This is a genomic window from Brachybacterium kimchii (genome assembly GCF_023373525.1).
GTDB classification, from domain to species: Bacteria; Actinomycetota; Actinomycetes; order Actinomycetales; family Dermabacteraceae; genus Brachybacterium; species Brachybacterium kimchii.
On record NZ_CP097218.1, the window covers coordinates 2,273,886 to 2,294,695 of the forward strand.

Annotated in this window: 18 protein-coding genes; 12 read left to right on the plus strand and 6 right to left on the minus strand. The window is 73.7% G+C overall.

What is annotated here, in order from left to right:
• Positions 1 to 253 precede the first annotated feature (253 nt).
• Entirely contained in the window at positions 254 to 1,234 is a 981-nt protein-coding gene (locus M4486_RS10645) for a hypothetical protein (RefSeq protein ID WP_249477101.1), read from the plus strand.
• 59 nt (positions 1,235 to 1,293) lie between these two features.
• Here the strand turns inward: M4486_RS10645 and tgt are convergent, their stop codons facing one another.
• The gene (gene tgt, locus M4486_RS10650) at positions 1,294 to 2,589 is read right to left on the minus strand and encodes a tRNA guanosine(34) transglycosylase Tgt (RefSeq protein WP_249477102.1); all 1,296 of its coding nucleotides are present in this window, start codon (positions 2,587 to 2,589) and stop codon (positions 1,294 to 1,296) included.
• Between the two features lie 256 nt (positions 2,590 to 2,845).
• Between tgt and M4486_RS10655 the strand changes: the two genes are divergently transcribed.
• The 3 genes from M4486_RS10655 to M4486_RS10665 all read left to right on the plus strand — a co-directional run bounded on the left by M4486_RS10655 (position 2,846) and on the right by M4486_RS10665 (position 8,618).
• Positions 2,846 to 5,848, plus strand: coding sequence for an acyltransferase family protein (locus tag M4486_RS10655; RefSeq protein ID WP_249477104.1), 3,003 nt, complete (start codon positions 2,846 to 2,848; stop codon positions 5,846 to 5,848).
• Positions 5,849 to 5,921: 73 nt separating this feature from the next.
• Complete coding sequence (locus tag M4486_RS10660; protein WP_249477106.1) at positions 5,922 to 7,292, plus strand: M18 family aminopeptidase; 1,371 nt, start codon at positions 5,922 to 5,924, stop codon at positions 7,290 to 7,292.
• Positions 7,293 to 7,508: 216 nt separating this feature from the next.
• On the plus strand, positions 7,509 to 8,618 hold the full coding sequence (locus M4486_RS10665; RefSeq protein ID WP_249477108.1) for a Gfo/Idh/MocA family protein: 1,110 nt from the start codon (positions 7,509 to 7,511) through the stop codon (positions 8,616 to 8,618).
• Positions 8,619 to 8,638: 20 nt separating this feature from the next.
• On the opposite strand, the gene M4486_RS10670 is transcribed toward M4486_RS10665, so the two are convergent.
• Entirely contained in the window at positions 8,639 to 9,355 is a 717-nt protein-coding gene (locus M4486_RS10670; RefSeq protein ID WP_249477110.1) for a hypothetical protein, read from the minus strand.
• A gap of 131 nt (positions 9,356 to 9,486) precedes the next feature.
• Between M4486_RS10670 and M4486_RS10675 the strand changes: the two genes are divergently transcribed.
• Positions 9,487 to 9,696 (plus strand): hypervirulence associated TUDOR domain-containing protein, encoded by a 210-nt coding sequence (locus tag M4486_RS10675; RefSeq protein ID WP_249477112.1) that lies wholly within the window; start codon positions 9,487 to 9,489, stop codon positions 9,694 to 9,696.
• 16 nt (positions 9,697 to 9,712) lie between these two features.
• On the opposite strand, the gene folP is transcribed toward M4486_RS10675, so the two are convergent.
• On the minus strand, positions 9,713 to 10,594 hold the full coding sequence (gene folP, locus M4486_RS10680; protein WP_249477114.1) for a dihydropteroate synthase: 882 nt from the start codon (positions 10,592 to 10,594) through the stop codon (positions 9,713 to 9,715).
• 185 nt (positions 10,595 to 10,779) lie between these two features.
• On the opposite strand from folP, the gene M4486_RS10685 reads away from it, so the two are divergent.
• On the plus strand, positions 10,780 to 11,469 hold the full coding sequence (locus tag M4486_RS10685) for an HAD family hydrolase (protein ID WP_249477117.1): 690 nt from the start codon (positions 10,780 to 10,782) through the stop codon (positions 11,467 to 11,469).
• Here the strand turns inward: M4486_RS10685 and M4486_RS10690 are convergent.
• From M4486_RS10690 to M4486_RS10700, 3 genes are read right to left on the minus strand one after another with little or no spacing between them, the layout of a single operon-like run.
• Positions 11,441 to 11,998, minus strand: coding sequence for a GNAT family N-acetyltransferase (locus M4486_RS10690; protein ID WP_249477119.1), 558 nt, complete (start codon positions 11,996 to 11,998; stop codon positions 11,441 to 11,443). The two genes, M4486_RS10685 and M4486_RS10690, sit on opposite strands and share 29 nt — an antisense overlap.
• An 8-nt stretch (positions 11,999 to 12,006) precedes the next feature.
• Positions 12,007 to 12,294, minus strand: a complete 288-nt coding sequence (locus tag M4486_RS10695; RefSeq protein ID WP_249477121.1) for a hypothetical protein — start codon at positions 12,292 to 12,294, stop codon at positions 12,007 to 12,009.
• Positions 12,295 to 12,324: 30 nt separating this feature from the next.
• The gene (locus tag M4486_RS10700) at positions 12,325 to 13,905 is read right to left on the minus strand and encodes a glutamyl-tRNA reductase (RefSeq protein WP_249477123.1); all 1,581 of its coding nucleotides are present in this window, start codon (positions 13,903 to 13,905) and stop codon (positions 12,325 to 12,327) included.
• Between the two features lie 143 nt (positions 13,906 to 14,048).
• On the opposite strand from M4486_RS10700, the gene hemE reads away from it, so the two are divergent.
• The 6 genes from hemE (at position 14,049) to M4486_RS10730 (ending at position 20,807) form a co-directional block, all read left to right on the plus strand.
• A complete protein-coding gene (hemE, locus tag M4486_RS10705) occupies positions 14,049 to 15,227 on the plus strand; it encodes a uroporphyrinogen decarboxylase (RefSeq protein WP_429798294.1) in 1,179 nt (392 codons plus the stop codon).
• On the plus strand, positions 15,224 to 16,756 hold the full coding sequence (locus tag M4486_RS10710) for a protoporphyrinogen/coproporphyrinogen oxidase (RefSeq protein ID WP_249477127.1): 1,533 nt from the start codon (positions 15,224 to 15,226) through the stop codon (positions 16,754 to 16,756). Before hemE ends, M4486_RS10710 begins: the two co-directional genes overlap by 4 nt.
• The gene (gene hemQ / locus M4486_RS10715; protein WP_249477129.1) at positions 16,753 to 17,484 is read left to right on the plus strand and encodes a hydrogen peroxide-dependent heme synthase; all 732 of its coding nucleotides are present in this window, start codon (positions 16,753 to 16,755) and stop codon (positions 17,482 to 17,484) included. Before M4486_RS10710 ends, hemQ begins: the two co-directional genes overlap by 4 nt.
• A gap of 76 nt (positions 17,485 to 17,560) precedes the next feature.
• A complete protein-coding gene (locus M4486_RS10720; protein WP_249477131.1) occupies positions 17,561 to 18,856 on the plus strand; it encodes a ferrochelatase in 1,296 nt (431 codons plus the stop codon).
• Positions 18,853 to 19,938 (plus strand): hydroxymethylbilane synthase, encoded by a 1,086-nt coding sequence (gene hemC, locus M4486_RS10725; RefSeq protein WP_249477133.1) that lies wholly within the window; start codon positions 18,853 to 18,855, stop codon positions 19,936 to 19,938. The genes M4486_RS10720 and hemC overlap by 4 nt, the downstream gene beginning before the upstream one ends.
• Positions 19,935 to 20,807 carry a uroporphyrinogen-III synthase gene (locus M4486_RS10730; protein WP_249477136.1) on the plus strand — a complete coding sequence of 291 codons (873 nt, stop codon included), beginning with the start codon at positions 19,935 to 19,937 and terminating at the stop codon, positions 20,805 to 20,807. Before hemC ends, M4486_RS10730 begins: the two co-directional genes overlap by 4 nt.
• Positions 20,808 to 20,810: the final 3 nt, after the last annotated feature.

Genomic DNA, 20,810 nt, shown 5'->3' on the forward strand with positions numbered 1-20,810 from the left:
GTCCGGTTGTCCGGCGCCCCGTGCATTTCGCGCAGCAGGAGGTCGGGTCACGTGTCATATATGCCGTGACCCGACCTCCCGCTGCGTGTGCTGCTCACCCCTGGCGGAGAGCCGGTCCGGCGCGGTGATCGCAGAGACGGTGCGCGCGGGGCGCGATCGACATGTCCGCGCTGGTCGATCGCGACCTGGGCGACGTGACCTGCCCGATAGGCTGAAACCGCACGAGGGCCGACCAGAGCAGGGAGAACAGCACATGTCGCAGGGCTACGGGCAGCCGGATCCGCAGCAGAACCAGCCGGGGTACGGGCAGGCCCCCGACGAGCAGCAGGGATACGGCGAGCATGGGGGCGGCCAGCAGGCCGCCCAGCCGTACGACCCGTACCGCAGCACGTCGGAGCAGAGCGCTGCACAGCCGGGCTGGCCGCAGCAGGGGGCTCAGCAGTCGGGCTGGCCGCAGCAGGACGAGCCGCAGCAGGGCTGGCCCCAGCAGAGCGCCGCATCAACGGACGCTCCCCAGCCGGGCACGGGCGAGCCGAACACGGGCCAGCCGGACGCAGGCCGACCGAGCGCGACCGAGCAGCCCTCCCCGTGGGGGCAGCCCGCGCAGTCGCAGCCCTCCCCCGCGCCGCAGCCGTTCGGCGCCCCGCCGCAGCAGCCGTCGCCCTACGCCGCTCCTCAGCCGACTGCGCAGGGCGGCCTCTACGCTCCGGGGAATGCCTCGATGCCCGTCTACGCACCGGCGGGAACGCCGGATCGCAGCCGGCTGACGCGCACCTTCGCAATCATCGTCATCACCCTCGGCGCTCTGTTCCTGCTGATCCGTTCGATCGCCATCATCGTGACCACCGTCGGTGGGTACTCGGCGGGCTATCAGGGCTCCGAGGCGGGAGTCACCGGCTTCGCCGTGGGCGGTGTGCTGCTCGTGATCCTCAACGTGATCGTCGGCATCGCCCTGCTCGCAGCCGCCATTTACTTCCTCGTGGTCGGCCCGCAGCGGGTGCGGATCGGCGGCGGACTGATCCTCGCTCCGCTCGTGTGCGGCGTCGTGACGCGACTGATCATCACTGCGATCGCGCAGGCCGCACTGCAGTCCGCACTCCACGACGGGAGCTTCGACGCCGCACGGGGATTGCTCGTGGTGATGGTGATCGTCGAGGTGATCCGCCACGTCATCGAGGGCGCGTTCGTGATCGTCGGCGGGATCGTCGTGCTTCGCGCCGCGAAGAAGCGCTGACCTCGGCGCTCGGCGCGCATCGCAGCCGCGCAGCTAGCAGCCGGCCTCCGCGGGACCGCTCACCGCGCCTCGCCGTAGTACGCGCCCGTGCGCTCCTCGCGCAGGGCCTCGAAGTCGCCGCTCGCGATCGAGGCGCGGATCTCGTCGACCAGGCGCACCACGAACCGCTCGTTGTGGATGGTGCAGAGCGTCGCCGAGAGGATCTCCTTGGCGCGGAACAGGTGGTGGATGTACGCGGCGGTGTAGTGCGTGCAGGTGAAGCAGTCGCAGGTCTCGTCGATCGGCGCGAACTGGCGCTTGTACCGCGAGCCGGTGAGGTTCACCCGGCCCGTGCGCGTGTAGACGGCACTGTTGCGAGCGACCCGTGAGGGCGAGACGCAGTCGAAGGTGTCGGCGCCCGCGGCCACGGCGATGAACAGGTCGTCGACCTCGCTGATCCCCAGCAGGTGCCGGGGGCGGTCCTCGGGCAGCTCATCGGTCACCCAGCCGACGATCGTGCCCAGGTTCTCCTTCTCGAGCGCCCCGCCGATGCCGAAGCCGTCGAAGACCTGGTCGTCGACCTCCATCGCTCCGAGGTCGCGGGAGGCCTGCCGGCGCAGGTCCTCGTACTGGGCGCCCTGGATGACGCCCCACAGCTGCTGGTAGGGCTTGGTGTCCCGCTCGATGGTCAGGCGGCGGTGCTCGGCGAGGCAGCGGATCGCCCACAGCCGCGTCCGTTCGAGCGCCTGCTCCTGGTAGGGGCGGGAGTTCATGAGCGTGGTGAGCTCGTCGAAGGCGAACATGATGTCGGCGCCGAGCCCGTGCTGGATCTGCATGGAGATCTCGGGTGTGAAGCGGTGGACGTCGCCGTTGATGAAGGAGCGGAAGGTGACGCCGTCGTCATCGACGTGCGCGAGGCGCTCCTTGCCCTCGGCGACGGCGTCGTCCTCGCCGCTCGCGGTGCGGGCCTTCTCGCCGCCGGAGAACTCGCTGGAGAGGACCTTCTTGAAGCCCGCGCCGAGGCTCATCACCTGGAAGCCGCCGGAGTCGGTGTAGGTGGGGCCGGGCCAGTTCATGAACGTGCCCAGGCCGCCCGCCTCGTCGACCAGGTCGTGGCCGGGCTGGAGGTAAAGGTGGTACGCGTTGGCGAGCACTGCCTGCGCACCGAGGTCCGCGACGGCCTGCGGGAGCACGGCCTTCACGGTCGCCTTGGTGCCCACGGGCACGAACGCCGGGGTCGCGATGTCCCCGTGCGGGGTGCGGATCACCCCGGCGCGGGCCTTCTCGCCGTGGCGGGCGGTGATCGCGAAGCCGCTGGGGTCCGGGGAGAGGTCCGACGGGGCCGGCTTCGCGGGATCGGACGACGGGGAGGGCATGGGGCTCGGCACCTCCACAGTCTCCCACGGGACGCCCGTCGGGCCGGGACCGAGCCCGTTCGCCTGGACGGAGCTGCGGCCTTCGCGCCGGGCGTCGTCCTGGCCTGCGCATATGCACATCGCGAGAGCCCTCCGGGCGGGGCTCGCTCGCGAGTCGCCGCTCGCCCTCGGTCGCCGTGCGCGCTGACGATAGGATCTGTGCGCTCGCCTCCGCATGCATGCCGCGACGGATGGGCGCGCTGACGAAGGGGGACGGATGTCGGACGACGACGCGCGGTCGGCACCGCGCGCCCACGGCCGTCGCCGAGGCACCCCTCGTGATGAGACGCCCCCGGGCTTCGGGGAGAAGCCAGGGGCCGACGGGCCTCTCGCCGACCAGGTCGGGCAGGATGCGCCGCCGGAGCCGACCCCCGCCGCGCAGGACGCGCCGACTCCTCCGCCCGCTCGCCGCCACGGCCGGCGCGCCCGACACCTCGAGGAGCCGCCGCCCGAGGCACCCGCCTCCCCGGACGCGGAGCCTTCCGCCGCCGCATCCGCGGAGTCCTCCGCCGAGACGCCCCCCGCTCGCGCCGACTACGCGCACGTCCATCCCGAGTCCCTGGACGCCTGGCTCGAACCCGGCGACGCCACGGCGGATCTCGGGTACCCCGTCGAGTTCGAGGGGACCGCGGACGATGTCTCCGCCGACGACAACCCAGCGGAGGACGTTCCCGCGGCCGCCGTTCCCGCGGAGGACGTTCCCGCGGAGGACGACGCCGCGCCGAAGCACGACGCGGCCGCGACGGACGACGCCGCCGAGATTCCGCGGACGAACCCGAGCGCCGCCGCGCCCGTCGACGAGGCCCCCGACGCCTGGACCACGGCTCCCCGCACCGAGTCGACCGTGCACGACGAGCGGCCGCTCCCCTCTCACGCCGATCTCGACCGCGCCACCCGCGGACGCACGCATCCGGCGCCCGCGGCACCCGCGGCGCCCGGACCACCTCAGCAATCGCCGTCACGTCGGCCGTCCGAGCCTGCGCCCGCGGAGCGGACCGCAGCTGCCCCCGCCCCGCCGCCCCGCCCGTCGGAGCCGGCCCTCTCGGTCCCGTTCCGGGTCGAGATCCACGGGCTGCGCGCGATCGCGATCCTGCTGGTCGCGGTGTACCACATCTGGTTCGGGCGGGTCTCCGGCGGCGTCGACGTCTTCCTGTTCATCTCTGCCTTCCTGCTCACGGGCTCCTTCGCGCGGCGTCTCGAGTCGGGCCGTCCGCTCGCCGTGCCCCGCTACTGGCTGAAGACGTTCAAGCGCCTGCTGCCGCCCGCGGTCGTCACCATCCTGGGATCGCTGATCCTCGCGTTCACGGTGCTGCCGCCGACGATCTGGGCGACCGTGCAGCGCCAGGCGTGGGCGAGCGCCCTGTACATCCAGAACTACGTGCTCGCGGCGGACAGCGTCGACTACTACGCGCACGACGCCGCGGCCGCCTCCCCGCTGCAGCACTTCTGGTCGATGTCGATCCAGGGGCAGATCTTCCTCCTCTGGCCGCTGCTGTTCGCGCTCGGCGCCCTGCTGATGCGCCGCGTGCCCGTGCTGCGCGCCCACCCGCGCCGGCTGATGGCAGGCATGTTCTCGCTGGTCATCGTGATCTCCCTGGTGTGGTCGATCGTCTCCACGGCGTCGAACCAGACCTTCGCCTACTTCGACACCGCGGCGCGGCTGTGGGAGTTCGCGCTCGGCTCGCTACTGGGTCTGATGCTGCCGCGGATCGACCGGGCGACGGGCGCGACGACCTCGGCCGCGACCCCTCCGCGCTTCGCGGCGGCGCGCGCGGTGATCGGCTGGGTCGGTCTCGCGGCGCTGCTCTCGTGCGGGGCGCTGGTGGACGTGCAGGGCATGTTCCCCGGTTGGATCGCGATCTGGCCTCTCGCCGCGGCGGGCCTGGTCATCCTCGCCGGGCGCTCGGGCCGCGCCTGGGGCGCCGACGCGTTCCTCTCGCTGCGCCCGGTCGCCTTCCTCGGATCGATCGCCTACGCCCTCTACCTCGTGCACTGGCCGCTGCTCATCGGCTGGCTCGCCCTCACCGGGCAGGAGCGCGCCGGGGCGCTCGACGGCGCCGGGGTGCTCGCCGTGTCCCTGCTGGTCGCGTGGCTGCTCACGCGTCTCGTCGACACGCCCATCCGCCGCTCGGCCTGGCTCGATGCGCGGCCGCGCAGGGCCCTCGCGGCGGTCGCGGTGAGCCTCGTGGTGGTGCTCGTCGGCTCCCAGGCCGTCTTCCCCGCCGTCGGCGAGCGCTCGCTCACCGTCGCCCAGGGCTCGCAGGACGCCGACGCCGACGCCGGAGCAAGCGACGGCGGCGGCCCTGCCGCGCCGGCAGTCCCGAACCCGGGCGCGCAGTGGACCGTGGACCCCATGACCGACGGCTTCGGCGCCACCATCCCCTCGCCCGACGTCGTCACGAAGCCCTCCGAGCACACCTACGCCGAGGACTGCCAGAAGGAGCTGGGCCTCCCGGACACCGTGACCTGCCGATATACCCCCGCGCCCGACGGCGACCCCGACCTCACGGTCGCGCTCGCGGGCGACTCCCACGCCGGCCAGTACACGGGCGCGATCCAGCAGATCGCGAAGGAGAGGAACTGGGCCGTCTACTACATCGGCCACAGCGGCTGCACCTTCACCACGGACCCGGCGACCAACCAGTGCGAGGACGTCAACACCTCCTGGGAGACCCTCATCGACGGCGTCGACCCGGACGTGCTGATCACGATGGGCACACGCACCTCCTTCGACGGCGGATCGGACACCGAATCCGACCGCGAGAACCTCGACAGCGCACTTCCGCTGACCACCGAGCGGGGCATCCCCGTGCTGCTGCTGCGGGACAATCCGCGCTGGCCCAAGAAGGAGGAGTCCGGCAACCGCTTCGACTGCTCCTTCGACGTGCTGCGCGAGGGCGGCGACGCGGCGCAGGCCGACGCCGAGTGCGGCGACGACATGAAGAACCGGATGGATGCCGAGAACCCCTCGGCCTACCGGGCGAGCGACGACCCGTACGCGCCGATCCGCATCGCCGACCCCGCGACCGACGTGCTGTGCCCGAAGGGCCGCTGCTCGCCGATCATCGGCAACGTGTTCGTCTACCGCGACAGCTACCACCTCACCGACGCCTTCTCCCGCACCATGGACGACTGGTTCGAGGAGCAGATCGACGCGACCCTCGCCATGAAGGACCCCGACGCGGAGGCCCCGCAGGAAGAGGCGTCCGACGGGGGCTGATCCTTGCCGGACGGTGCTGAGGACGGTGCCGAAGCCGCCTTCACGGCCCCGCCCGCTGTGGAACGATGAGCCCATGACCTCCGCACCTGCCGAATCCGCCGTCCACCCCACCGACGAGGCCCGCGATTTCGCGACCGACCTGGGGTCGTTCGTCACCGCCTCCCCCTCGAGCTTCCACGCCGTGCGCGAGGCGGCACGGCGCCTCGAGGCCGCGGGGTTCACGGCGCTGGACGAGACGGAGCAGTGGGATGCGGAGGCGGTGCGCGGCAACCGCTTCGTGCTGCGCGACGGCTCGCTCATCGCCTGGTCCGCGCCCGCGGAGGCGTCGGAGGGGACGGCCTTCCGGATCGTCGGCTCGCACACCGACTCCCCGGCTCTCAAGGTGAAGCCCGACCCGCAGCTCGCCGCGGAGACGATCGCGCAGGTGGGCGTCGAGGTCTACGGCGGGGCGCTGCTGAACTCGTGGCTGGACCGCGAGCTGCGCCTGGCCGGACGGCTCGTGCTGCGCGGCGGCCGCGAGGTGCTGGTCGCGACCGGCCCGCTGCTGCGGGTCCCGCAGCTCGCCGTGCACCTGGACCGCGGGGTCAACGCCGACGGCCTCACGCTGAACCCGCAGAAGCACATGCAGCCGATCCTCGGCCTGGGCGAGGTCGACGTGCTGGGCCTGCTCGCCGAGCGCGCGGGCGTGCGGCGCTCGGAGATCCTGGGCACCGACGTGGTCACCGCGGACGCGCAGGCGCCCGGCTTCTTCGGCGCCCGCGAGGAGTTCCTGGCCTCGGGCCGCCTGGACAACCTCTCCTCCGTGCACGCCGAGGTCGAGGCGCTCGTGCGGCTCGCGGGCGGGGCGGGGGCCGGCGCCGCCACGGCGGCCGGCCCCGGCGCGGAGACCGGCTCAGGAGCGGCCGACGGCGAGCGCCCGATCGCCCTCATGGTCGCCAACGACCACGAGGAGGTGGGTTCGGCGTCCCGCTCGGGCGCCGCCGGGCCGTTCCTCGAGGACGTGCTGGTGCGCGTGCACGCGGCACTCGGCGGGGACGAGGCCTCGCGGCGCCGGGCTCTCGCGGGCTCGATGGTGCTCTCGGCCGACGCCGGCCACGCCGCCCACCCGAACTACCCCGAGCGCCACGACCCCGTGAACCGTCCGCGCCTGGGCGCCGGGCCGATCCTCAAGATCAACGCCAACCAGCGCTATGCGACCGACGCCGTGGGCACCGCCGCGCTCACCGAGGCCTGCGAGCGCGCTGGCGTGCCGCTGCAGGCGTTCGTCTCGAACAACGCGATGCCCTGCGGCTCCACCATCGGCCCGATCACCGCGACCCGGCTGGGCATGACCACGATCGACGTGGGCATCACCCTGCTCTCCATGCACTCGGCCCGCGAGATGTGCGCCGTCGCCGACTCGCTGCACCTCTCCCGGGCATGCGAGGAGTTCCTGCGGGGCTGAGGGGCCTTCATCCCGCTGGTGGGCCGCACCCCCGGCCAGTACCAGTGGGCGCTCGAGGAGCTGCGCAGCTCGCCACGAAGAGAGCGCTGACGCGGTGATAAGGTCGTCACCGCACTTATCTATAGACCCGAAATCAACTCCTCCTGCCGGGGCGACCCGCCACCAGACCGAGGTTTCCGGGTCGCCTGTCAGCGCCGACGGAAGGGACGCTCCCCCATGACCTCTCAGAACACCCCGATCCGCGCCGGCGTCGTCGGCATCGGCTGGGCCGGCCAGCAGCACATGGCCGCCTACGACGCGGCGCCCGGCGTCGAGCTGGTCGCGATCGCCGGCATGGAGGACGACGTCCGCGCCGAGCTCTCCGAGCGCTACGGGATCGAGGCGACCTACCGCGACTGGGAGTCGATGGTCGCCCGCGGCGACCTCGACGTGGTCAGCGTCGCCGTGCCCACGTTCCTGCACGCGCCGATCGCGATCGGCGCGCTGCGCGCGGGCGCCCACGTGCTCAGCGAGAAGCCCATCGCCCGCACTGGCGAGGAGGGCCAGGCCATGGTCGACGCCGCCCGCGAGGCCGGCCGGGTGCTCGAGGTCGTCTTCAACCACCGTCGGCGCGGCGACATCGAGGCGATCGCGGCCGCGGTCGAGGACGGCACCGTCGGCCGTCCGTACCACGCGCGCTCCATGTGGCTGCGCCGCGCCGGGATCCCCGCGCTGGGCAGCTGGTTCACGAACGCCGAGATGTCCGGCGGCGGACCCCTCGTGGACCTCGGCGTGCACGTGCTCGACTGGACCCTGCACATCATGGGCGAGCCGCGCGTCACCGCCGTCTCCGCCGTCACCCACGCCGAGCTCGGCCCGAGGGGCCTGGGCGGAGCCGTCGGCGGGACGAAGTCCGGCACCGATTCCGCCTACGAGGTCGAGGACCTCGCGAGCGCCCTGCTGCGCCTCGAGGGCGGCGGCTCGATCATGCTCGAGACCAGCTGGGCGACCCACCGCGCCACCCCCGACCAGTTCGGCATCACCCTCTACGGCACCGAGGGCGGCGCCGACCTGAAGGTCGAGGGGTACGCGCCCTCGGGCGAGCTCACGATCTTCACGGGCGACGGGGAGGAGGCGACCGACACCCCGGTCACCGCGCCCGAGGGCCGCGGGCACGGCGCCGTGGTCGAGCGCTTCCTCGAGCACGTGCGCGACGAGGCGTCCTGGTCGCAGCACGACGGCGGCGTGGGCCTCAGCCGCGCCCGCATCGTCGACGCCTGCTACGCCTCCGCGCGTCAGGGCCGCGAGGTCCGGCTCGACGAGAACGGGGAGATCCTGGGCGACTGAGCCCGGGGCACCGGGGCTGATCAGCCCGCATGCTCCGAGCGCAGCAGGAGCAGCGACTGCAACCAGGAGTGGTGCGTGCTGGTCAGGGCGACGATCCCGTCGACGATGACCACGAGGCCGCCCAGGGTCAGCAGCCCCGAGAAGATCAGCAGCAGGATCCGTCGGCGCGGGCCGAAGAAGTTCTCGAGGGCGCGCAGCACACGGGTGTGCAGTCCGAACTGGGAGAGCACGGTGACGGTGACCAGCGGCAGCTGGTAGATCAGGTTCCAGGCCACCAGCAGCACGATCTCCTCGAGCAGGCTGTGGGTCTGCATCGCCAGGCCCACCGCGATCGTGAAGGTCGGGTCGGCGAACGTGGTCAGCGAGAGCAGCAAGCCGCCGACGGCGAGCGAACCCACCTGGTCGATCGTGTGGTGGTCCTTCGGCGGGCGCGGGTGCAGGGCGCTGCGGCACTGGTAGGCGGCGAAGCCGAGCAGCGCGCACCCGACGACCAGCTGGATGACCGAGACCCGCGTGCCGGAGTCGAGGACCGGCGCGAGCCAGCGGCCGGCGAACACGAGGATCGGCTTCAGCACGAGTGTCACCGCGAGCACCGCGACGGCGTATCCGCCCAGGAAGTACAGCAGGTGCAGGGGGCGCATCCCGCGCGCGAGGAACGTGGCGGCGATGACGCCGCCCAGCACGTCCATGGTGACGACGGCGAGGCCGAAGAAGGTCAGCAGGCCCGCGAGCGTCATGCCGCCGAGGGTACAGGCGCTGCGTGGCACGATGGATCCGCCGAGGGGACGAGGATCGGGGCCGACGATCGGCCCCCGGTCGGACTCGGGACGGCCCCCCGTCGAGCTCCTCGGCCGATGGGAGGCGCACGATGACTCGTTTCGCGAAGGGCGACCACGTGCAGTGGAACTCGGAGGCCGGCAAGGTCTCCGGAGTGATCACCGACGTCCACGAGAAGGACGTCGAGTTCAAGGGCCGCACGCGGCACTGCAGCCCCGAGGATCCCCAGTACGAGATCCGCAGCGACAAGACCGATCACGTCGCGATGCACAAGGGCGGGGCGCTGACGAAGATCTGGTGAGGCGGCGCCGACCAGCTCAGACGTTGTGCGTCGGATGCATGTTGTGCTCGAGGCGCACGGGATCGCGCAGGCCCAGGATCGCCTCGGTCATGCGCACGGCGTCCACGGTCTCGGCGACGTCGTGCATGCGCACGATGCGCGCGCCCTTCAGGATGCACACGGTCATCGCGGCGAGCGAGCCCGCCAGGCGCTCCCCCTGCGGCCGGTCGATCGACTCGCCGATGAAGTCCTTGTTCGAGACCGCGACCAGCAGGGGCAGCCCGATCTGCGCGAGCTCCTCGAGCCGGCGCGTGATCTCCAGGGAGTGCAGCGTGTTCTTGTCGAGGTCGTGCCCGGGGTCGACGATGATCCGCTCGCGCGGGATCCCGGCCGCCTCCGCGCGCGCGACCTGGTCCAGCAGCGCGTCGCGGACCTCGTCGACCACGTCCTCGTAGTGCGCGGCGGGCTTTTCCTCGCGGGGCCTGCCGGCGCTGTGGCAGAGGATCACGTGCGCACCGCCGTCGGCGACGACGCGCGCCATCTCCGGGTCGGTGAGGCCGCTGGTGTCGTTGATGACCGCGGCGCCCGCCTCGAGGGCCGCTCGGGCGACGGCGGCGCGGTTCGTGTCGACCGAGACGATCACCTGGGGATGAGCGGCGGTGAGCCGCTCGATCACGGGGACGACGCGCTCGATCTCCTCCTCGACGGAGACCGCGGGGCCCCGCCCGAAGGGCACGCCGCCGATGTCCACCCAGTCGGCGCCGCGCTCGACGGCGCGCACGGCGCTCTCGACCGCCTGGTCGAGGACGAAGGTGCGGCCCTTGTCGTAGAAGGAGTCGGGGGTCCGGTTCACGACGGCCATCACGGCGACGTGGCGAGTGAGGTCCAGGGCGCTCATCCCGCGGTGCTCGGGCTCCATCCGACGTCCTCTCTCCCCGACGGCGTCCCGCCGCCCGCGCTGATGGCATCCGCACTGGTGACGCATGCTCGGCACGACTCTACGGGGCGTTCCCGACAGCGCGCGGGTCACGGAGCGCGGGCCACGCGGGGCGTGGCGAACGCAGCGCACGGTCTCCGGCGAGGGATGCTCGGTAGTCTCGGCGGATGCTGCTGCTGATCGACCTCGACAACACCCTCATCGACCGCGACGGCGGCTTCGCGCGCTGGGCGACGAGTTTCGTCGAGGATCTGGGCGGGGGTCGCGAGGACCTGGACTGGCTGCTCACAGCCGATGCGCACGGATACGCTCCACGCCGCGTCCTCGCCGACGGACTGCGCGAGAGGCTGCGCCTGAGCACCGACCCGGAGGAGCTCGTCTCGCAGCTGAGGCGCGGCCACCTCCCCTACATCGAGCCCTACTCCGGTGTGGTCGAGGAGCTGCAGAGCCTGCGCGGGGCCGGCATCCCGATCGTGGTGGTGACCAACGGACGCACGGAGCAGCAGTCCCGCAAGCTCGAGCTCACCGGGATCGGCGACCTCGTCGACCACGTCGTGATCTCCGAATCGGTCGGGGTCAAGAAGCCGTCGGCGGGCATCTTCCACGCGGCGCTCGAGCGTCTCGGGTCGGCCGCGGACCCCGGAGCGGTGTGGATGGTCGGCGATCATCCCGACGCCGACATCGCCGGCGGCCGCGCCGCGGGATGTTCGACCGGCTGGGTGCGCCATGGCAGGTCGTGGGACGAGCAGGGACGGGATTGGCGGCCCACCGTGCAGGCGGAGACCACCCGCGAGGTGCTCCAGCTCATCGCGGACGACGCGGGGCTTCTCAGAGCCGCATCACCAGCAGGAGAGTGAGGCCATGAGGGGAACGCGCGGTGACGGTGCCCGTGTCCTCGAATCCGAGCTTCGCCAGCACGCGCAGCGAAGCGACGTTCCAGTCCCACACCGTCGCGCGCAGGCGATCGTGACCAGCGCGCCGAGCCCAGCGGACGACCTCCCCTGCGGCCTCGGTCGCGTATCCGTTGCCCTGGGTCGCGCGCAGGAGCTCGTAGGCGATCTGCGGTCCCTCGGCGTCGTCCTCCTCGATGAGGCCGCAGTACCCGATGGCATCCCCCTCGTGGCACCGCTCCACCATGAGCAGGCCCAGCGAGTCCAGCGCCGGTGAGCGCGCTGCTCCGGGCACGGCGTCCGCACGGCGCGAGAGGTCTGCGGTGATCTCGGCGAGCGTCGGGTGCCCCAGGGCGTCGATCCTGCGATGCGCGGGCACTCGCGCATCCCGCTCGGTCCAGAGCGTGCGATGCACGCGGGCGTCCTCGGGGCGGGCGGGCCGCAGCAGCAGGCGCGGTGTCCCGAGCGTCTCCGGCACCTCATCGGCCCCCGCCACCACCGACCTCAGCTCTTCTCGCCGACGCTCTCGATGAGGCGCCACACCTCCGCCTTCGCCTCCTCGGCGCGGGCGGTGCGCGGATCATCCCCGGTGAGCTCGCGGCGGCAGTCCTTCACGAGCTCCTCGACCTGCAGGGCGGCGTCCTCGGCGCGGCCCTCGCGGGCGCAGGCGATCGCCAGATCGGCGCGCACGTCGATGACGGCGGCATCGAAGGCGTTCGGGGCGTCGGGGCCGGTCAGCATGGCCGCGAGGCGCGGGTAGAGCTCGGCGGTGGTGGGACTCGGCGTGGTCATCGGGTCCTCCGGTTCAGGGGATGCGACGGGTCAGGACCGGCCGTGGCCGACCTGCTCGAGGAACGCCTGCTGCTGCGCGGGCGTCAGGGGGCAGGCCGAGGGGTTCTGGCGCACGTTCTCCTGCACGCCCATGCGCGCGAGCTTGGCGAGGGCCTTCATGGTGTCGGCAGTCGGGGCGGCGGGAGCGGCGCCCTCTCCTGCTGCCGTCCCGTCGGCCCCCGACGCGGCGGCCGACGACGCGGAACCAGCCGACCCGGCGTCCGCCGGAGCGCCCGGCGTCCCGCCCGTCAGCAGGGCGCCCTCGCGCACGGCCTCCGGCGGGACGGTGCGGTCCAGCCGGACCCAGGGGCTCGTGAGGTGGTCGCCCTCGGCGGGGGCGTCGGCCTCCCCGAGGTCGACGCCGAAGATGGTGTGGAAGGCCTGCACGAACTTGTCCGCGTCGCCCTGCTCGGCGAGCTCGCGGGCGCGGGCCGTGGGCGAGTGCATGACCTTCGCGAGGATGCGGCGGATCGACCGCTCGACGTCGTCGGCCTCCTCGCCCTTGCCGCCGCGGCGCAGACGCGCGACCTCCGCGTCAGTCGCCTCGCCCAGCGAGCGGCGCAGCGCGGCCATCGCAGGGTCCACGCGCCGATACTCCTGGCGGGCGGTGAACTGGGCGACGCCGTCGGCGATGATCTGCCGAGCGGCCTCGAGCACGGGGGCGGCCTCCTCGTCGATCTCGATGGTGAGGTCGGAGAGGTCCAGCACCTGCACGTCGTTGAGGTGGCGCACCAGGGGGTGCAGGTCGGAGTGCAGGGCGAGGTCGAGGATGAGCGTCGGGCCGACGTCCCGGAAGTGGTCGGGGAACAGGCTCGTGCCGCGGCCGGAGCAGGCGAGCACGAGGTCGGCCTCGCGGATCGCGGTCCCGAGCTGGTCGGCGCGGATGGCCTCGATGCCGTGGCGCTCGGCGAATCCGAGGGCGCGCCCGGAGCCGGAGTGCACGCGCACGCGGCCCGCGCCGCGGCGGGTGAGGTCGGCGACGCCCAGGCGCGCGTAGGCGCCGGTGCCGATGACCAGCACGTCCTTGTCATGCAACGGTCCGATGAGGCCGACGGCGTGGTCGAGCGCGATCGCGACGCCGGAGCGGCCGGCAGCGCCCACCGGGGTGCGGGAGGCGACCCGCTTGGCGAAGCGGAAGCCGATCTGGAAGAGGTCGTTGAGCTGCGCGGTGGTGTGGCCGGCGCCGCGGGCGGCGTCGAAGGCCGCGCGCACCTGTCCGGCGATCTCCGCCTCGCCGAGGACGACGGAGCGCAGCCCCGCGGTGACCTCGTAGAGGTGCTCGGCGACGGGCGCGCCCATCGCGGTCTCGAAGCACACGGAGACCAGCTCGGCGTCCAGGCCGCTGGTCTCGCTCACGGCCTCGACGACGAGGTCGAGCCCGTCGTGGAAGCGCTGGGTGTCGAGGTAGACCTCGAGGCGGTTGCACGTGGACATGACGACCCAGCCGTCGAGCGGCCCCCCGTCGGCGTTGAGGTTCTCGATGACCTCGGGGAGGTCGGCCGCATCGCGGGTGAGCACGTCCAGCACCCCGAGATCGAGGTGCTCATGAGTGGCACGGACGGCGGCGAGCATCACTCCATGGTAGGCCCGGGCCGCCCGTGGGCCGGTGAGGTGTTGACCACCCCGGGACCTTCCTCCCGCGGACCGTCCACGGGGTGGGGGCACAATGGCAGGGCACGGCGATCGTGCACGTCAGAGCCACTTTTCACGACAGGATGTCAGATCAGATGAGCCCCGCCCCCGCCGCCCGTCCGGGCACTGCGCAGGCCCCGCAGGCCACCGCGCAGGACACCCCGACCCTGGTGCGTCGGCTGCGCGGAGAAGCCGTCGATCCCGCGACGCCCGCATCCGTGTGGTTCATGCGCCAGGCCGGTCGCTCCCTCCCGGAGTACCGCGAGGCCCGCGAGGGCACCGGCATGCTCGAGGCCTGCCTCATGCCCGAGCTCGCCGCCGAGATCACCCTCCAGCCCGTGCGCCGCCATCGTGTGGACGCGGGCATCTTCTTCTCCGACATCGTGGTGCCCGCGAAGATCGCCGGCCTCGCCGTCGAGATCGTCCCCGGCCGGGGCCCCGTCTTCGACCACCCGATCCGCACGGTCGCCGACATCGACGCCCTGCCCCCGATCGACGACTCCCTCGAGGAGTCGCTCGAGCCGATCCGCGAGGCCGTGCGCCTGGTGACCGCCGAGCTCGGCGCGACCCCGCTCATCGGCTTCTGCGGCGCCCCCTTCACCGTCGCCTCCTACATGGTCGAGGGCGGCCCGAGCCGCGATCACCTGCGCACCCGCGCCCTCATGCGCGAGGATCCCGCCGCCTGGGACCGCCTCGCGGGCTGGGTCGCGGAGCTCTCGGGGCGCTTCCTGCGCGCCCAGGTCACCGCGGGCGCCCGGGCCGTGCAGCTGTTCGACTCGTGGGTCGGCGCGCTCTCGGCCGAGACCTACCTGGCGCACGTCCAGCGGCACTCTGCGGCCGTGCTCGGCGCCGTCGCCGACCTCGACGTGCCGCGGATCCACTTCGGCGTGGGCGCGAGCCACCTGCTGCGCGAGATGCACGCGGCCGGCGCGACCACGATGGGCGTCGATCACCGGATCGCTCTCGACCAGGCCATCGACCTCCTCGGCGGCGACGTGCCCGTGCAGGGCAACATCGACCCCGCCGTGCTGTTCACCGGGGCCGACGCCCGCTACGCGGAGGCCGATGCGGTCCTCGCCCGCGGCGCCTCCGCGCCCGGTCACGTGGTGAACCTCGGCCACGGCGTCCCTCCCGACACCGATCCCGGGGTCCTCACCGACCTCGTCGCCTACCTCCACGAGCAGTCCTCCGCGGCCCGCGAACCGTCCTCGACGGACCAGGCCCCGAGCACCCAGAGCACTCGGGAGGCCGACGCGCTGTGAGCACCCGTGTCCTCGTCCTCGGCGGAGGCCTCGCCGGGCTCCTGGCCGCGCGCCGGCATGCGCGCGGCGGGGCCCGCGTCACCCTCGTCGAGCGTCGTGAGGACGTGGGCGGGGCCGTGCGCGGCGTCGACCTGGGCGACCTCGTGGTCAACGCCGGCGCCGAGGCCTACGGCACCGCCTCCGGCGCGGTCGACGCCCTGCTCCGGGACCTCGGCCTCGACGAGCGCGTCGTGAGCCCCCGCGCCGGGCTCGGCTCCCGCGTGGTCTCCGAGGCCGGCGCGCTGGGCTCCCCGCCCGGCGGCCTGCTGGGCATCCCGGGCGATCCGCTGTCCCGCGAGGTGCGCGCGGCCCTCGGCACGACGGGCGCGCTGCGCGCCTGGGCCGAGCGTCTCCTCCCCGCCTCCTACGGCTTCGCCGAGGGCGTGAGCGTCGCCGAGTACGTGCGGCGCCGCATGGGCGCCCGCGTCGCGGAGCGCCTGGTCGCCCCGATCATCGGCGGCGTGCACTCGGCCGACCCGCACACCCTCGAGCTCGCGAGCGTGCTGCCGCGCCTCGAGGAGACCGTGCGCGAGACCGGCTCCCTCGCCGCGGCCGTGCGCCGCCTGCGTCCGCAGCCCCATGCCTCCGCGGGCACCGCGGTGCGGGCGCTCGACCCGACGATGGCGCTGCTGCCCGGGGCTCTGGCCGACGATCTGCTGTCCCATGGCGGCACGATGCTCAGCGGCACCCGCGCGGTCGGCGTGCGGTGGGGCAGCGTCCCGCCGGAAGGCGCCGATGCGACCGACCTCCAGCAGGACGGCACCGACGCGGCCTGGCAGGTCCGCCTCGAGGGCGCGCACGCCGGCACCCTCGCCGCCGACCATCTCGTGATCGCGACCGACCCCGGCACCGCACGCGACCTGCTGCTCGGGAACGGAGCCGTGGAGGTCGACGGCTCCGATGCCGGCGCCGACACCAATGCCGGCGCTGACACCGACGCCGACCACAGCCTCGCGGAGGTCGCCCGCGCGATCCCGCCGAGCCCCGCCGTCGCGGTCCGCCTCGTGCTGCTGGCGCTCGAGGCCCCGGAGCTCGACTCCTTCCCCTCGGGCACGGGAGCGCTGGTCGCACCCGGCACCCGCGGGATCCGCGCGAAGGGCCTCACCCACGCGAGCGCGAAGTGGGAGCACGTGGAGCGCGCCGCGCGCGAGCGCTTCGGACCGCACGCCCACGTGCTGCGCCTGTCCTACGGCCGCCCCGGCGAGGTGCTGCCGGGGGACGACGCCCTCACCGACGAGCAGGTCACCGATCTCGCCCTCGCCGACGCCTCCGCGATCCTCGGCACCGCGCTCACCCGCGAGCAGCTGCGGGCCGCGCGCACCGTCACCTGGCGGCGCACCATGCGGCAGGCCCGCCCGGGCCACCGCGCCGCCCTCGAAGACCTCGACCGCATCCTCGGCAGCGCTGGGCTGCCGCTGGAGCTGACCGGCGCATGGCGCGCCGGGACGGGGCTCGACGCCCTCGTCCGACACGATGGAAGGACATCATGAGCAGCGAAGACACCCACCAGACCCCGTCGGCCGCCTCGACCCCGTCGGCCCCCTCCGGCGGAGAGACGGTCCGGTACACCTCGTACACCGTGTTCACGCGCGTCGAGGCGGCCGACGCCCCGCGCGAGCAGGTCGCGGCGGAGATCGAGAAGGTCGTGGCCGCGATCGAGGCCGAGGGCACCGTGGTGCGCGGCATCTACGACGCCTCGCTGTTCCGCGCCGAGTCCGACCTGATGCTGTGGATGCACGCCGAGACCCCCGAGGCCCTGCAGGACGCCCTGCGCCGCTTCGAGCGCACGCGCGCCGCCGAGGGCCTGGTGCGCTCGTGGTCGGCCGTCGGCGTGCACCGCGAGGCCGAGTTCTCCCGCTCTCACGCCCCCGCCTTCCTCTCCCCCTCGCGCACCCCGCAGCAGTGGGTCACGGTCTACCCCTTCACCCGCTCGTACGAGTGGTACCTGCTGCCCGACGAGGAGCGCCGGGACATGCTCATCGAGCACGGCACTCTGGGCCGCACCTACCCGCAGGTCCACGCGAACACCGTCGCCGCCTTCGCGCTCGGCGACTGGGAGTGGCTGCTGTCCTTCGAGTCCGACGACCTCCACGATCTCGTCGACATGATGCGCGCCCTGCGCTACACCGGCGCCCGCCTGCACGTGCGCGACGAGCTGCCCTTCCACGTGGGCCGACGCCTGGCCGCCGCCGACGACGTCGCCGCCATCCTCGTCTGATCCCCTCCCGCACCCACCCGATTCCCTTCCGCCCCGGCCGCCCCGCCAGGGCATCGACTGCGACCCGGAGGTCACCATGACCGAGAACCCCGCACCTCTCCCCCAGGACGTCCCCTACGACGCCATCCTGTTCGCCTCCTTCGGCGGGCCGGAGCAGCAGGAGGACGTGGTGCCGTTCCTGCGCAACGTCACCCGCGGACGCGGGATCCCGGACGAGCGGCTCGAGGTCGTCGGCGAGCACTACCGCAAGCTGGGCGGTCGCTCCCCGATCAACGACCAGAACCGCGACCTGATCGCCCGCTTCGAGCGCGCGCTGGCCGCGGCCGGCATCGACCTGCCGGTCTACTGGGGGAACCGCAACTGGGCGCCGTTCACGAGCGACGTGGTCGGGCGGATCGGCGCCGACGGGCACCGCCGGGTGCTCGCGGTCGCCACGAGCCCCTACTCCTCCTACTCCTCGTGCCGCCAGTACCGCGAGGACTACGCGAAGGCGCTGGTCGCGAACGATCTCGTGGGCGAGATGGAGATCCAGAAGATCCGCGCCTACTTCGACCATCCCGGGTTCCTCGAGCCCGTGCGCGACGGGGTGCGCGCGGCGATCACGCAGATGCGCGACGCCGGCCACGACGCCTCCCGCACCCGGGTGCTGTTCTCCACGCACTCGATCCCCCACGTCATGTCCAGCGCCTCCGGCCCCGCCGAGAAGGACGCAGCAGACCCGTCGGCCGACGACGTCGGCGGCTGGTACGTCGCCCAGCACCTCGCGGCGTGCCGCTGGGTGATGGAGCAGCTCGGGGGGACCGACGGCGCATCGGCCGACGGGGGCCCGGCGATCGCCGCGCCCGACTGGGAGCTCGTCTACCAGTCCCGCTCGGGCGCTCCGCACGTGCCGTGGCTCGAGCCCGACATCAACGACCGCATGCACGAGATCCGCGAGCACGACGAGGCCGACGCGGTGATCGTGGTCCCGATCGGCTTCGTCACCGACCACGTCGAGGTCGTCTGGGACCTGGACACCGAGGCCGCCGAGACCGCCGAGGAGCTCGGCCTGGCGTTCACGCGCGTGGCGACCTCCGGGACCGACGAGCGCTTCGTCGAGGGCCTCGTGGACCTCGTGCGCGAGCACGTCGAGCCCGGGCACAGCCCCCGCGCGGTCACCGACTTCGGCGTCGTCGAGGATACCTGCGGCGCTCTGTGCTGCCTGAACGGCTCGACGCACGCCCGCCCCGTCCCCGTCGAGGGCACGCCCCTGGACACAGTCGAGCAGATCGCCCACGCCATGCAGGACGACGAGCAGATGCTCGCGCTCATCGCCGAGGAGCAGGCCGCGCACGCCGAGCAGTCGCGCGCAGGCTCCGAGGTCCCGGCGTGAGCGCCGACGGGGCCCCCGTGCTGCGCGTCGGCACCCGCGGATCCGATCTCGCGCTCGCCCAGTCGGGCCAGATCGCCGGGCGCGTCGCAGGCGAGGACCGCGTCGAGCTCGTCCGGGTGCGCACGCACGGGGACGTCGACCGCACCAGCCCGCTCGCGCAGATCGGCGGCACCGGCGTGTTCGTCACCGCCGTGCGGGAGGCCCTGCTGGGCGGGGAGGTCGACGTCGTCGTCCATTCCGCCAAGGACCTTCCCACCGCGCCCGTCCCCGGCATCGTGATGGCCTGCGTGCCCGAGCGCGAGGACGCCCGCGACGCCCTCTGCGCCAGGGACGGCCTGACCCTCGAGACCCTCCCGCAGGGCGCGAAGGTCGGCACCGGCTCCCCGCGCCGCGCCGCCCAGCTGCGCCGCGCCCGCGCCGACCTCGAGGTCGTGGGCATCCGCGGGAACGTCGAGACGCGGCTCGCCCGCGCGCTCGGCGAGGACGCGGACCTCGACGCCGTGGTGCTCGCCGCCGCCGGCCTGCTGCGCCTGGGCCGCAGAGAGGTGATCAGCGAGTTCCTGAGCCCCGACGTGCTGCTGCCCGCGCCCGCCCAGGGCGCGCTGGCCGTCGAATGCGCCGAGACCTCCGCGGGCGCCTGGTTCGAGCCCGGCATGCGCGCGGCAGACCATGCCCCGACCCGCGCGGCCGTCGCCGCGGAGCGCTCCCTGCTGCGCACCCTCGAGGCCGGTTGCTCGGCGCCCGTCGGCGCCCTCGGCACGGTCTCGGGCGCGGGCTCGGGCGCGGGCTCGGGCGGCGCCGACGACGCCTCCGAGGGCCCCGTGCTCACCCTGCGCGGCCTCGCGATCTCCGAGGACGGCACCCAGGTCTTCGAGGGCACCCGCAGCACGCCCGTCGACCTCGCCGACCCGGCGGCCCTCGAGGCCGACGCGGTGCGCCTGGGCCAGGACCTCGCCGCCGACCTCCTCGACGCCGGGGCCGCCCGCGTGCTGAGCGCCGTAGGGTCCAGCGCGGCAGGACAGAGCACCGCAGGACAGAGCACCGCAGGGCCGGGCACCGCAGGGGGCGACGCCGCATCGTGAGCAGGGACCGCGTCCTCCTCCCCCGCCCCGAGGGGCGCGGGGACGACCTGACCGATCTCCTCGAGATCGCCGGCTACGACGTGGTGCGCGCGCCCTTCGTCCGCATCGAGCCCGCTCCCGCAGCGGACCTCGCCCCCGCCCTCGACCGCCTCGCCGGCGGCGCCTACGACCTGCTGGTCATCACCAGTCCCGCGACCGTGCGCTCGCTCGTCGCCGTGGGTCTGCGGGTCCCCGCGGGCACCGAGATCGTCGCCGTCGGCGGTGCGACGGCCCGCGCCCTGCACGAGGCCGGCCTCGAGGTCGACCTGGTCGCCGAGGGATCCGGGGCCGCGCTCGTCGAGGCGGTCCGCCGCCATCGGGACGCCGGGGGCTCGTCGGCCCCGGGCCCAGGCTCAGGCCCGGCCCCGGACCCGGGCGCTCCCGCGCCGCGCGTGCTGCTGCCCGCCTCGTCGGCCGCCGCGCCGACCGTGCGCGAGGGCCTCGAGGGCGCCGGCATGCGGGTCGAGCAGATCGACGCCTACCACCCGCAGCACGCACCCCTGCCCGCGCAGGTCGAGCGCGACCTGCCCGGCGGCGGCTTCGACGCGATCGTGCTGACCAGCTCGATGATCGCCCGCCGCGCCGCCCAGATCGGCGTGCACCCGCGCACCGCCGTCGTCGTCATCGGCCGCCCCACCCAGGAGGCCGCCGTCGACGCCGGGCTCCGGGTCGACGCGCGCGCCGAGCACCCCGACGCCCCCTCGCTCGCGCGCGCCGTGCACCTCGCGCTCGCGCCCGAGACCACCACTCCCCCACCCACCAGCCTCGACAGCCCCACCGGCTCCACGAGCCGGACCAGCCCGACCCGACCCGCCGCCCCGAAGGAGTGACAC

Bases quoted from the DNA above. Each gene is read 5' to 3' on its own strand.
- M4486_RS10645 (WP_249477101.1), top strand. From the start codon at position 254: ATGTCGCAGGGCTACGGGCAGCCGGATCCGCAGCAGAACCAGCCGGGG.
- tgt (WP_249477102.1), bottom strand. From the start codon at position 2,589: ATGCCCTCCCCGTCGTCCGATCCCGCGAAGCCGGCCCCGTCGGACCTC.
- M4486_RS10655 (WP_249477104.1), top strand. From the start codon at position 2,846: ATGTCGGACGACGACGCGCGGTCGGCACCGCGCGCCCACGGCCGTCGC.
- M4486_RS10660 (WP_249477106.1), top strand. From the start codon at position 5,922: ATGACCTCCGCACCTGCCGAATCCGCCGTCCACCCCACCGACGAGGCC.
- M4486_RS10665 (WP_249477108.1), top strand. From the start codon at position 7,509: ATGACCTCTCAGAACACCCCGATCCGCGCCGGCGTCGTCGGCATCGGC.
- M4486_RS10670 (WP_249477110.1), bottom strand. From the start codon at position 9,355: ATGACGCTCGCGGGCCTGCTGACCTTCTTCGGCCTCGCCGTCGTCACC.
- M4486_RS10675 (WP_249477112.1), top strand. From the start codon at position 9,487: ATGACTCGTTTCGCGAAGGGCGACCACGTGCAGTGGAACTCGGAGGCC.
- folP (WP_249477114.1), bottom strand. From the start codon at position 10,594: ATGGAGCCCGAGCACCGCGGGATGAGCGCCCTGGACCTCACTCGCCAC.
- M4486_RS10685 (WP_249477117.1), top strand. From the start codon at position 10,780: ATGCTGCTGCTGATCGACCTCGACAACACCCTCATCGACCGCGACGGC.
- M4486_RS10695 (WP_249477121.1), bottom strand. From the start codon at position 12,294: ATGACCACGCCGAGTCCCACCACCGCCGAGCTCTACCCGCGCCTCGCG.
- M4486_RS10700 (WP_249477123.1), bottom strand. From the start codon at position 13,905: ATGCTCGCCGCCGTCCGTGCCACTCATGAGCACCTCGATCTCGGGGTG.
- hemE (WP_429798294.1), top strand. From the start codon at position 14,049: ATGTCAGATCAGATGAGCCCCGCCCCCGCCGCCCGTCCGGGCACTGCG.
- hemQ (WP_249477129.1), top strand. From the start codon at position 16,753: ATGAGCAGCGAAGACACCCACCAGACCCCGTCGGCCGCCTCGACCCCG.
- M4486_RS10720 (WP_249477131.1), top strand. From the start codon at position 17,561: ATGACCGAGAACCCCGCACCTCTCCCCCAGGACGTCCCCTACGACGCC.